Origin of the sequence: Sphingopyxis sp. OPL5 (assembly GCF_003797775.2) — a bacterium.
Lineage (GTDB): Bacteria > Pseudomonadota > Alphaproteobacteria > Sphingomonadales > Sphingomonadaceae > Sphingopyxis.
The window spans coordinates 469,031-482,237 of the sequence record NZ_CP060725.1; the positions used below are offsets into that span (position 1 = coordinate 469,031).

The 13,207-nt window shown below is 63.5% G+C and carries 5 protein-coding genes; 1 reads left to right on the forward strand and 4 read right to left on the reverse strand.

Annotated elements, in window-relative coordinates; translation table 11 throughout:
* Window positions 1–141 precede the first annotated feature (141 nt).
* The 3 genes from EEB18_RS02305 to EEB18_RS02315 form a co-directional block, all read right to left on the reverse strand.
* Complete coding sequence (locus EEB18_RS02305; RefSeq protein ID WP_187140809.1) at window positions 142–855, reverse strand: hypothetical protein; 714 nt, start codon at window positions 853–855, stop codon at window positions 142–144.
* Window positions 856–1,655: 800 nt separating this feature from the next.
* Complete coding sequence (locus EEB18_RS02310; RefSeq protein WP_187140808.1) at window positions 1,656–3,653, reverse strand: putative bifunctional diguanylate cyclase/phosphodiesterase; 1,998 nt, start codon at window positions 3,651–3,653, stop codon at window positions 1,656–1,658.
* 122 nt (window positions 3,654–3,775) lie between these two features.
* Window positions 3,776–3,928: a hypothetical protein gene (locus EEB18_RS02315; protein ID WP_187140807.1), complete on the reverse strand. Its 153-nt coding sequence runs from the start codon at window positions 3,926–3,928 to the stop codon at window positions 3,776–3,778.
* A gap of 1,139 nt (window positions 3,929–5,067) precedes the next feature.
* On the opposite strand from EEB18_RS02315, the gene EEB18_RS02320 reads away from it, so the two are divergent.
* On the forward strand, window positions 5,068–5,631 hold the full coding sequence (locus tag EEB18_RS02320) for an SH3 domain-containing protein (RefSeq protein WP_187669064.1): 564 nt from the start codon (window positions 5,068–5,070) through the stop codon (window positions 5,629–5,631).
* Between the two features lie 1,343 nt (window positions 5,632–6,974).
* Here EEB18_RS02320 and EEB18_RS02325 read toward each other — a convergent pair.
* Window positions 6,975–12,950: an AAA domain-containing protein gene (locus EEB18_RS02325; RefSeq protein ID WP_222943138.1), complete on the reverse strand. Its 5,976-nt coding sequence runs from the start codon at window positions 12,948–12,950 to the stop codon at window positions 6,975–6,977.
* Window positions 12,951–13,207: the final 257 nt, after the last annotated feature.

Below are 13,207 nucleotides of genomic sequence, written 5' to 3' on the forward strand. Positions count from 1 at the left end.
AGCAGGTTGCGCCTAGTGTGGTCCATGACTGTTCATCGGCCGGTCCAGTGTGATGTGAATATCATCCGCGCGCTCACCTTTCCGGCCTCCCACCGTCAAACGCCCTTCGGAGACGACAAAAGACTATTCGGCTCCACATCTCTAAACTCGCGCTGTTCGAAGTGCGGCCCACATTTCAGGTCTGAACCAATCACAAATTAGGTTGGGCTTTGCGTTCTTGAGCCGGTGAAACTCGGACTGAGGCGCGACGCAGGCGATGCCAAGATACTCGAGGCGCGGGCAATTTATCAAAGGTTCAAGGCTTTGGTCTGCAAGCCTCGTTGACACGCCGAGAAAGGCGCGCAGCGAACGTAGTCCCGCGAGCGGCGCGAGAGTGGGAATATTATATGGGGTCAGCATTCCGCCCTCGATGCCGATGACCTCAAGATGGTGGGCACCTGCGAGCCAGCTTAAATCTGCCATTTTGTTCGGATTGGTGATGATAAGCGTCCGCAGCGCAGGAAGCTCGAGCAAAGCGCGAAAGTCCGAGATATGTCTTGGACTATCGATGCTCAGGTAAGTCAGGCCTTTCAGGGCAAGCAGCGGGCTAAGATCCTTGGCGACCATCGGCCACTCCAACTCGAGCCGCTCGAGACCGATGAGACTGCCAATTTCGTTCAGGAATGATTGGTCGACATTTCCGCTGATCAGGTGGCGTAAGTTCTGCCGTCCACCAATGCCCCGATAGTTAAGCTTTTGCCGACCTATCCATGCGTTTTGCGCATCGGCCGGGACATCGCATGCTTGCGTATATGCGTAACATTCTCCCCACACAGAAAAGTCTCTGTCTGCATGCCCGCGAAAACGGTCATTCATCGCGCCGCCTAAGGTGGGGAAAGACGCAAAATTCGGCACAGCGCAGACTCTCGATTTCGACTAACGCATTGCAATGGCAGACAAGGGTTAATGGTCCATTTCCCTCGGTATTCCGGTCATTTCATTGTCCGGAAATCCGCGAGGCCGCCGGCGCTGAATGGCCGCTAGCGGCCAGACTGCTTTCGGCGTCCAAATGAAGAACCTGCCAGGACGCCAGCACGCCGCGAAAGCGGGCCAGAATTAGCATATTGTTAACCATTGACGATCATTCTCACGCCCAGAAACGACCGGTGCCGTCATCCCCCACCTCTGGCGGCACCGACAAGGGCGGCGGTCGCTGGTCCCGGCCGCCGCCAATGTCGCTGGTCGCAAATCATGGTCTCCATAGCGGACCGGGGTCTTCCGCTGAGCAAGGTCTATTCTGTCGGTAAGGCGATTCTGACGCATCGCCGAGCGGGTACCTTTTGCGCGAAGTCGGTTGGCGGCAGTTCCCCCGCCAGGCCAACAAGATATCCTCGAAGTCGATCATCACGCCCTCGTGAATTCAGTCGGCATATCGCGCTGCCTCGTCAAACGGCGCGGCAAATGGCCTGCTTTCGGCCGCTAGGAACCTTCCGCCGAAATTTACGGCCAGTCGGCAGGGCACGACTGCGCGCAACCTTGCGGCGACTACGGTAAACCGGAGACCACCTAAAACACGCGAGGGCCGTATGTAACAATCACGTGAAGCCCAAAAGTATTAGAGTATTGCTCGGATTTGAATCTCCGACGCGGAGCCTGGATCGTCAGGCATCACAAGCTCAGGCGACGCGACCGAGCCTCGCGGCCGCTGCGTGCCGCAAATGAGCGGCCGGTCGCAAATCTCGCAAGACGTCCTGCTGAAGCCAGGTAAGAAGTGCCGGCATCGTCATTGGGCGGGCAAACAAATAACCTTGGGCGTAGCGATATCCCATACGGCGGATTTTCGTCAGTTGGTCGTCGCTTTCGATGCCCTCAAACACACACTCCAGGGCAAGATTGTCGCAAAGTCCCAAGATTGCGGCAGCGATGTTACGGCCGGAGACACTGTCTAGGTCCGCGGCAAAGCTGCGATCGACCTTGATCTCGTCGGGGACGAGGCGGCGTAGATAGTTCAAGCTGGAATAGCCCGTGCCGAAATCGTCCAAGGCAATCTTGACGTTTAGGGATCGCAGTTTTCCGATCGCGGCTTCTGCGGCGTCGAAGTCGCGCAGCAATGCGGTTTCCGTCAGCTCCAAGGTGATGCGGCCGGAGGAAATTGCACCTTCCTTGATGATGTCCACCAATGAGGTGATTGTCGCGGGGGACGTAATGTCATTCGCTGAGAGGTTGAACGACAGGCCGATGTGGCCGGGCAGGCACAATGCGCGGTTGAGCGCCTTGCGAAAGAGGGTGAGAGTAACGGCGTGGATCAATCCCGTGCGCTCGGCCATGGCGATGAAGCTGTCGGTGGGTACCCGCCCCAGCTTCGGGCTGGTCCATCGGGCCAAGGCTTCCACGGCGATTACCGTTATGGTGTCGATATCCACGATCGGCTGAAATTCTATATCGAGCTCGGCGTGAAGATCTGCTTCCCTTAGAGCGCTTTCGAGCGAGCGTTCCGAGCGTATGGCGGTCTCGTGCGCCAACGAGAATAGGCCGCTTCCGCCCTTCCCCTCGGACTTTATATGGTAGAGCGCGTAGTCTGATCGATCGAACAGCTCATGCGCGTTAGCGCCTGCTTCGGGATAGACCGAAAGACCGCAAGAAGCGCCAAGAGAGACGTGGAAGTCGTCGAACTTGAAGGGCTTGGCGAGGAGATCGCAAAATTGCTGTCCGATCTCAGTAGCGCGGTCGACTTCATTGACGATCAACAGCCCGAATTCATCGCCGCCCAGCCTTGCGACGATGACGCTATCGTCGGTTGCCGCTTTCAGGCGCGCCCCAACCTCGGCGAGAAGACGATCCCCAACCGCATGGCCATGATTGTCATTGAGTGTCTTGAAGCGATCAAGGTCCAGGATACCGACGGCGAACCGACCGTGCGCCGCGGCTTTGGCGCGCAGCAATTCATCCAGCTTCGTGAAGAAATACCGGCGATTTGGCAGGCCGGTAAGGCTATCTGTGAGAGCGACCAACGCGTTCTCGCGGTTCAATTGTTCAGTTTCGCGCTGCTTGGCAGCAAGCTTGTCTCGCGACTGCACCAGGCTCGTGAACCCGGCAAAGCTGTTGAATAGCACCCATATCATCACCACGGTCACGAGCGCGACGTTGAAAGCGATTGCAGTGAAGACTGAATTGTCCGCGCTGATATAGTGAATGAGGTAGGGCACCATTACGACTGCGGTCAGCAGCAACGCCGCCTGCGGGAGATGCATCAGGCAAAAGATGCAACCGATCACGGTCACGGCGATAAAGACAGCGACATGGCCCTGTTCGTACGCGCCTCCGTACCGATCGAGAGAAAGGGACCAAGCAATATATGCGGCGCCGAGGATGCCCGCGTGCACTGTTGTGCGCCGGAGCCGCCCCACAGCATATTCCGGTGTGACATCGTTGATGTCCGTAGCCCGCAGCCACGTCGCGATTCGAACCAGGCACAGCAGCGTCAGCGCAGCGGGAATCCCGATCGTTAGATAGGCGGGGGCAAAAGGATAATGGGTAGAGGCAACTGCGAACGCGTTCATCGTTAGCAGCACGTAAAGGAGAGGGACCTGACGACGAAGTTCACGAAGCTGCGCCACCGCCACGTCGGGCGGCGTATTCGTCAGCCAAAGCCATGCGATCAGACGAATGCCCATGTGCCAAGATATGCCCTACCGGTCATCTGAGTGACTTACGGCCTTAGCAATAACATATCCTTTAACCGTAACCGAAAGGCCAAGTGATTAAGCTCGGCAGCCGCCCTGGCTCGCCAGCGCATTCATAAGCGCTTCATTCTCATCGCGGCGGCGGCCGCTTGGGCCTCGGCCTCCGTGCTGTATCCTTCTGCGAAAGTGGTTTCCTGTTCGCCATCAACAGCCACCAAAAACCAGTCGCCACGCTCGTCGGGTCCCCGAACCTCTATCTCCGCCATGACAGTCCCTCGGATCGGCGCAGTCCCCACTGCTGGCCGTCTCGCGTCCACTAAGCTGTTCGCCAGCGATAGCGACCCGGAAATTTCACTATCCGCGCATCTTTTTCGAAAGTCGCGCGATCAATCGCGAGGCCCGCCTGGCGTTCTGCAACCCCACCCTTCGATTCCGGGCGGGCCTCCCCCTCTCGAAATGCGTACTTGCCAGGTGTCGGTGAAATTAGCCCGGCGCAAAAGACCGCAGGCGGCGCAGGCGACCACAACGATCAGGGCGACATAAAATTTGGGCCTCGTGAACGACCCAATACGCCCTTTGCGACTCCAGCACGGCGATGCTAAGCACGGCGCGCGACCCAATGGAGAGCTTTCTCCATTTCAACTGCGACGGCTCTACTTGAGCCGTCGCCTTTGACGACGTGGAGGCACCATGATGGCCGCCGAACACACCGACCTCCCCACCGTCCGCAAGGACTGGAGCGCCCGAATTGCGCTCCGTTGTGCCGCTGCGCAGAACTGCCGGTGGTATCGGCAATCTGAATGATCAGGACACGGTCTTCTACAACGCGTCCTGAGGCTGCGATTGTCGCTGTCCGAATTTAGACCGCCGTTTCACACTGCAGCGATGACTCGCGAACCGAATTGGAGGGTCCGCGCGGGAGATGCGAACAATCGCGATGGTAATTTCGCTCGTCGCCGCCGGGATTCCTGGAGGGGCGCAGAGCCATCCGGGCGGGCGGCCCCCAGAGGGTTGCGACAACAATCGCAAGAATGGCGGCCGGCATTGCTATGGCTTTCCTCTCGGTCTGCGCCTGCCGAGCGGCCGCAACGCCTGACCGGAGGCAATGCTTCCTATGCGAGTTGCGCTGCCTCGCGGGCCGCCGGTGTGGCGCCGGCACCCCTACACAACAAAAATTGGCCGTTTGGAGACATTCCGCTTTTAGGCGACATGCGGGGAAAGCTGACGCAAATCTTGCCACCGCGAATTCCGCCAGCGGACGCCAGCTTCCCTAGAAAGCACTGGTCGCAATAGACCTCGATCACATTGAGACCTACTTCGATTTTGGGCATGACAGCTTAAAAGTGATCATCAGTATTGAGTGAGACGTCGACATGCTCCGCTGCCGCGCATTCATGCCACCAAATTGGCGCAAATCGGCGCCTTGAGGACGTTGCAACGGCGCATCAGGCAGTCTATCCTGGGCCAAGAAATTTGGGGGATTATCGTGAAGCGGATTATGTCAGCGGCGCTGGTTGGAAGCGCCGCCTTTTTCATGAGCACACCAGCCGCAGCCGAATATGTGTCGGCGAATGTGCTGAACTGCCGCGCAGGACCTGCCGCGTCGGAGGCAGTTGTATCAAAGCTTGAGCGCGGACAGAGCGTCACCGTCCGGGAAAAAAGCGGCACCTGGTCGCGCCTTTCCGCCCCCGACTGCTGGGTGCTGACGCGCTATCTCTCCGGCGACTATGTTTCCTCTTCCTCGTCGGGGCCGTCGTCGTTCTACGGGTCGTCGACGTCTGGATCGAGCAGCTATGGACTGAGCTCGAGCACGCGCGCTTCCGCAAAGAAGAAGCCCAGATCCTCCAAGCGCCGCAGCGGAAGCAGCAGCCAGTCGGGTTGTCCGTGTAGCGGCAGTCAGGTGTGCATCGGCCCGCGCGGCGGTCGCTATTGCATCACCAGCGGGGGCAACAAGCGGTACGGCGTCTAGAGTCTCCCCCGTCCGCGACCAAACGGGTCAAGGGCTGGGCAGCGTTCGTTTGCCCGGCGCCGGCAATGTTCCGCCGATCGTCGCGGGACTACCGACGATGGCTATGCGCTTGAGCGGTACCGCGCCGATGTCGAGCGCCTTTTCGATATCGAGCCGCCCGCCCTCTTCGGCGAGCTGGGCGCGCAGGCGCATCACATCGCCGCACCACAAGGTTTCGGCGTCGCGATCCCGGCCCGGATCGGTGCTTGCCGCATTGCCCTCGAAAGCGACGGCGCGCATCTGGATGCGCTCGGCCTTTTCACCGCCCCCGCGAACTTCCATGCCGTAACCCGGGCGCGAAGGATTAGCGAGGACGAGCTCTCCCTGCTCGGCCCACGCGCCCATCATGCCTTCGCGAACCTCATATCCGAGTTCCGCCAATGCTTCGAGGACGGCGCCGCGTCGTTCGCCGGCCGCCCGCGCAGCCCGGTGCGCATCGAGCGCTGCTGTCACCGATGCAAGGCGCTCGGATATACGGACACCGGCCAGTTCGCCTTCATCTTCACGCCACGCCGATGTGTCGAGCCCGGCAGCAGCGGCTTCTGCGAGGAGGCCTGCCAGATTTGCCGACAACCGCGCGCGCGCTTTCTCGGCTTCGAGCGCGCGGCGGAGTTCACCACCGAGTGCATCAAGCAGAAGCGGTCGGCGGCGCGCATCGGCCATTATCGCGCCGTGAAGCCGCCCGCGCCAATCGGCGACCGGCGCCGCAGACTCGAGCAAGGCGATTTCCGAAATGCGCGCGTCGAGCCTCGCGATCTCGGGATTTTCTTCTTCTATTCCTTCCGCTGAAAGCCACGCCGCAAAATCGCGCCGCTCGGCACCCTCGCCGAGACGTTCGGATTGTTGTCGGCTGGCTGCTCCGCCCGGGCTTGCCTGCCCCAACGCCGCCAGCCCTGCCGCAACAGCCTCGGCATCGCCCGATTCGAGCCGCCGCCTGAGATCGGCATCGATGGTCTGCCCTCCCCGCTCCAGCGCGGCAGCCACCGATTTCCCGGCTTCGGCCTGCCGCCGCCCGCGGGCGCGGCTCGCGGCCTCCTGCGCGGCGGCTGCGGCGAGACGCGCGGCGATGTCGTCGCGCAGGAAAGCTTCCTCGAGTGGCGCCTCCTTTTGCAGGTCCATGAACCGGTCGGCTGCGATATGCGCCGCGAGCGAGGCGCGGCGTTGCTCGGCTTGCGCGATCGCTCCCGCGTCGGCGCCGGCGATCCTTCGCCAGTCGGCAAGCGCCGCATCGACGCGCGCCAACTGCCCTTCGCAGAGCGCCAATATTTCTTCGCGGGTGACGATCCGCACGACTTTGGGACCGCTCATGCCGCCTCTCCGAGCGCGCGGGTGATTGCGCGGCGAAGCCGTGCGCGCTCGATTTCGGGTTCGTCGAACCAGCGATGCGACGAGACGCGGTGAATCGCGGGGATCGCTCGCCGCAGCACTTGCCCCCGCCAGATTTCGCGCGCCCGCGCAGTCTCGAGAAGCCGGTGCCGCGGCGCGTCGCACTCGATCGCGATGCCGTAGAGCCCGGTTCGGGGATCCTCGATCGCGAAGTCGAGCCCGAAGGCCCCGACGTCGCTGACGCGAACGGGCTCCCATCCCAGCGCACGGATTTCGTTCGCGATAAGCGTCTCGAGGCCATCGGCGGCAAAACGCCGAGTCGCATCGCCGTCGGCGGGGCCGGGCGAAAGCCGCCGTAAAAGCGCCTCCGCGCCCGAGCTGTCGCCGTCTGAGAGGAGGCGCGCATATTCGAAATACGCCTGGAGATAATCCCGCGGGCTCGCGGGCGGCCGCCGCGTTGAGAGAAAGTCCGAGATCAGCGCGATCGGCATCGAGGTCACTAGGATGATCTTCTGGCGGGCGCGCGTAATGGCGACATTCAGCCGCCGTTCGCCGCCCGTCTGGCCGAGCACACCGAAGGCGCGGCGGAAGGCGCCTTGCGCGTTGCGACCGAAGGTCGACGAGAAAAGAATGATATCGCGTTCGTCGCCCTGAACATTTTCGACATTCTTGACGAAGAAGCCTACATCTTCGCCGCCTTCTACCCGGTCGCGCTCACGTGTCAGCGCCTCGCGGAATCCCCGGTCGCCCTCGGCCAGCTCTTCAAGTACTTCGTCGATGAGGTCGGCCTGTTTGCGGTTGAAGGTCACGACGCCGAGCGTCGGCGGCCGCGAGCCGCCCTCGCGCCAGAGGTCGCGGACGATCTCGGCGACGCGGCGCGCTTCGTCGGGGTTGGTCTGATCATCATAGACGCCATCTACGCGCACCATCTCGATCGGTCGCTTACGCAATATTTCCTCGGCGGGATGCCGCGCGGGCACGCTCAAGCGGTTCGCATAAAAGGCCGCATTCGAAAATTCGACCAGCTCACGGTAGACCGAGCGATAGTGGATCTGCAGCGTTGTCGCGGGCAGCGACGACTTGGCAAGTTGAAGCAGGTCCGGACAATCCTTGATCTCGCGCCGGTTCCAGCTTTCATCGACCTCGGCGCGTTCGGCTTCGTCGAGATCCTCGTCGGCCGCGTGCCCCTCGAATATCTCGGCCTCGTCGTTCTCGACCCGGCTCGAAAAGAAGGCTGTGGGCGGCATCTGCTTTTCGTCGCCGCTGACCACCATGCGGGCGCTGCGGTAAAGGGTAGGCAGCGCATATTCGATCGGAATTTGCGAGGCTTCGTCGAAGATCACGGTGTCGAAAAGCGCTTTGCGAAGCGGCAGCAGGCGGCTCGCGACGTCGGGGTTCACGAGCCAGATCGGACGAAGCTTCATGAGCCCAAGATCGGCGCCGAGCTCCACGAACTCGCGCAGTCGGCGCGCGCGCTGGCCGCGCAGCCTGGTGATATTCTCCCAGTCACGGCGCGGCGCGAGGTCGCGCTCGTCGGTACCGTTGACGAGAAGCTCCTTGTTGAGCCGGCGCATCTCGAGGTCCGCTTCCGCAAGACCTTTCACCTTTGTTTCGAGTTCGTCGGCTTCCAGCAGCAGCTCGGGGGCCCCGGCTTCGAGCCGCGCTTTCCAGGCGAGACGGGCCTCGGCGCCAAGGATCCGCCGAACAGCGGGCTCGAGCTCCTCGGCGGGTAGTTCTTCAAGTTCGCCACGAATGCGCGACAGTTCGTTGAAACAGGCCATGATGTCCGCAGCGAGCTGCGGTACACGGGCACGGAACCGCTGGTAAGGACCGACATGCGACGCTTCCTCCAGAATCGGATCAAATCGCTGCGCATTGGACCGATCGGCAGCCACATTCTCGCGGCAGCCGGTGAGCCACACCGCCTCGATCCAGGGTTCTAGCCTGGCGAGCGCCGCAAGGCTTGCGGTGCGCGCGGCATGACGGGCAACGCCTTGGTCGATACCTTCGATCAAGTCGTCGACGGCCTCTCGCGTCGCGGCCTTGGCCATGGCGACCGCAACGGCGGGCTCGGGATAGTCTTCGAGCCGCGCTACCAACGCTTCGGCCGACGCCAGCGCGCCGGAAAGGTCGCGCGTCGCCGCGACGAGTGTATCGACGCGCTCCGATCCGAGCGCGCCTGCAGGCTCGCCCGCCTCGACCAGAGTGTGGACGAGCCGCTCGCGCAGCGGACGGAGATCGCGCTCGCGCTGCAGCGCCCGCCGGAACTCCGCCAGCTCGACAATACCCTCGGCCTTCACGAAGGCGCGTTGCTTGCGCCGCGCGAGCCAGCGCGCCGGTGACAGGCGGCCCCAGAAGCCGGGCTTTTCAGCCAGTCGGTCGGACAGCTCCAGCCATTCGCCCAGCTCCTCGTCTTCGAGCGCCAGCACCGGCTGTAACGCGTCGACCGGAACATCGTCGGGGGGCAGCCGAAGAAAGGCTGCTTCGAGATCGGCGAGTTCGCGTTGCCAGGGTGTGCTGCCAGCTTCACGGCTCGACGCTCCCGCAAGCGGGACAAGCCAGCGCGCGAGGCGGACGCGTTCGCGATCCGCGAGACCAAGCAGCGCCGCGCCATGCTGGCGCGACCAGCCGCGATAGGGTTCGGGATCGAAGATGAGGAGCGCATTTGGGGTGCGCTCGATCACGGCCAGACGCTCCTCTTCGCTTTCAGCCAAAGCATCGAGGTCGGATCGGAACGAACCAACCGTGGCATCGTCGTGCGCAAACGGAAGCGTCACCGCAAGCGCGCTGCCTTCATAGCGTGCCGGGAGCCACACGCGGGCGAGCGGGCCGCAAATTTCCTCGAGCGTCGCGACCGAGCCGGGGTCGAGGGGCCCCAGCTTGCGGCGCAGCGACGGCACCGGGATCAGGTCCCCCGATGCGGCGAGCGCGATGAGTTCGCCGAGGATCGCGCGGAAGCTGAGCCCGGTTGCCGGATCGACGCTGTGCATTGCGCGGTGATGACGATCGAGCTCGCCTTCGATATTTTCGATGCGCGCCGCCGTCTGAATACGGCGGGCCGGAGAAAAGGACATCCATCCCGGGCGGGCATGCAAATCCTCGATCTGCTCGCGAATCACCCTGATCACATTCTCGCGGTCGCGGTTGACGTCGTTGATCATCACGATGCGCTGACCGAGCCCGGCGGCCTCGAGTCTTTTGTGCACGACTTCCAGCGCGGTCTGCTTCTGGCAGACGACGAGAAGGCTGCGCCCGGTGCCGATCGCGTCGGCGACCATGTTGACGATCGTCTGGCTCTTGCCGGTGCCCGGCGGCCCCTCGACGACAAGACCGCGTCCGAACCGGGCCTCGATGACCGCGGCTTCCTGCGAGGGATCGCTGTCCGAGGTGAAATAGCGGTCGCCCTCGTGCGGCTGGTCCGATTGCGGCCGAAGTACCTCCTCGCCGACGCGCAGCGCGGTTTCGAGACTTGTGCCCGAAGGCGGTACCGACTTCAGCTGGCGCAAATCTTCCATCACCGCCTGGCCGAAGAAGCCGAGATGGAAAAGCGCGGCCGAGCAGAAAAGTCGATCTTCGCCCGGCGCGACCTTGATGTCCTTCGATGGCAGCGGCTGGATCGCTTCGCTCGCCACGGCGCCGAAGCCGGCAATGGCTTCCATGACCTCGGCCGCGGTGACCGAGGCGCGCCCGAGCAGGGCGTCGGCGGCATCTTTCCACCGCTGCGCCGTATCGACCCCGAGCAGCGTGTCGAAAGCAGGGTTGAGCCGCACTTCCTCGCGCCCGCGATCGAAGGCGAGCGTCACATTGGCGCGCGCGCCGACTTCGGGATTGAGGCGCACCGGCCATAGCAGGACGGGCGCGATCCGCGGGCGCACGCCGAGCTTGGCTTCCTGTAGGACGAGGAAAGGGAAGCCGAGATAGAGACCGTCGATCCCGGTGTCGCGCCGATAGAGGGTGGCGTGACTGTGGAGGGTGCGCAGGCGGCGCTCGATCTTCGGGTCGGCGATGAAGGGCGCCGGGTCGACGCTGATCGTCTGCTCGCCGCGCAGCAGGATGTGGTCGAGGATCGAGCCTGCCGGGCGCCGCGCGCTGTCGACTTCCATGAGGTCGAGCCGCGAGGTCGTCTTGCCGATCACCATCCGCGTGAGCGGCCCGCGCATGATTGCGCCGGTGATCCGGCGCGCATAAAACTCCAAGAGCGTCGCGACATATTGCTGGCGCGCTGGCTTCTGCCACGCGTCATCGGGGACCGAAAGCAAGGCGAGCGCCTGCACGATCGGCAGGCGGCGTTCGATCCGGAAACGGTCGGCCCATTCGTCGACGCGTTCGAGACCGCATCGCGCGAACCCTTCGAGCCGCGTTTCGATCGCGGCGTTGAGATCGCGGCGGGTCCGCGTCAGCCACTCCTCGGCAACCGCGCGGTCGAACGGGACGACCGCAGCGCGAAAGGCCGTCTTTTCCGTCTCGTCGAGGATCGCATCGACCGTCCTGAACTGATGCACCGCAGCGCTCAGCAACAGGATATAATCTTCCTCCGCCGTGATCCGTCGCTCGACGATCGCCAGTAGGCCGGGATGCTCGGTGTCGGCGAGGATGCGCCGCCGCTCCTCCCAGATAGCGGCGAGACGGCTTTTCGAAGTCGAGAGGACGTTGGCGCGCAGGAGCGCCTCGTCGAGCTCGACCTCGAGCAGGCGCGCCCGTTCGCGGATCTGGATTTCACGCCGCTGGAGCCGCGCGAGCCATAATTCGCTGTCGGCGCGCTCGAGGATCTCCGGCACCGGTCCGGTAATCAGGGCATAGCCGTCGTCGGGATGATCGAGGAGCCAGCCCGGCGTCACGATCTGGCCGCGTACCACCAGCGGCATCGCGGAGTTGAGCGTCTTGAGCGCGAGCGCCAGGCGCAGGTCTTCGGTGACGCCTTCGAGCTCGGCATAGGCGCGGACTTCGCGGCGCTCCTCCACGGGATGGCCCGCGTCTTCGAGCCAGGTCAGAAGCTCCCCGCCCTGGAGCAAGCGGGAGGCTTCGTCCCAGTCTGCGGGCTGCGCGGCGGCGAGCGCAAATCGCTGCGCGCTGCCGTAACGCGAGGTGCCGAGTCCGATCATGCGGCGGCCCGCCGCGGTCTCGGATCCGGCGTCGGCTTCCGGCGCCGGCGGCATTTCGCCGGCGAGCCAGCGGCGCACCTCGTCCCAGCCCCAGCGCTGGCGACGATCGGCGGCGAGAAGGCCGCGCAGGAGGCGCTCGACCTCGGGTGCGAGGCTATCGGGCACCGGAGCGCCGTTGGTGAGGACATGGATCAGGAAAGTCTGGTCGTCGGCGCCGGCGAAACAATCGCCGCGGGTGACCTGCTCGAGCAAGATCATTCCGAGGCTCCACCAGTCGCTCGCCGCGGCTACCCCGCCCGCTACCGCTTCGGGCGCGGTATAGCGGGTGATCTCGAGCGGCGAGACGATGTCGAGGTCATAGTCCGAGAGCCGCGCCGAGCCGAACCCCGTGACGATGAGATCGAGCGGCTCGCGGTGTCGCACAAGGATCGCGCCGGGATTGAGGTCCCGGTGCCGAAGCCCGCACTCCGCCAACGCATGGAGAGCAGAACCCAACTCTTCGACGATCGCGCGGAGCGTCTCATGATCGTCGGGCAACAGCCCGAGTTCGGCTAGCGTTTCGCCGCCTAAATCCTCGCGCACTTCATAGGCATGGCCGTTCCAGCGGCCGGTCGCCATGATCTCGGGGACATGGGCACGGTCGAGCTGGCGGAGCGCGTCATAGACGTCCGCGTCGGGCTCGCTCGCCTCATGGTAGAGGATGAGCAAGGCGGTCTGACCGTCGCTTTCGCGCTCGGCGGAAAAGCGTTGCTCGATGTCGGCGGCCGACGGCAACCGGTCGAGGATCGTCCAGCCATCGATGCTGGTCGGGGTATCGGCCGCTTCGTCCCCCGCAGCTGCGGGCACGTCCACACCAGACCCGCCTTCCCCGGCGTCGTTAATATCCTCGCCGCAGATATTGCAGATGAGGTCGCCTAGCGCGGCCGGATGTCCGTTAGGGCATTGCGCCGATGCGGGCGCAGGCGCGTCACCTGCGACTGTCGAAGCAGGCGCAGGCCGCCAGCCTTCTGCACGCAGCGGCACGCTGGAAAGAGGCCATGCACATTGGACGTCGCCCACGAACCCTTCGCAGAAGCTTTCGTCGGCGGGTCTTTCGGTCTCGCAATTGG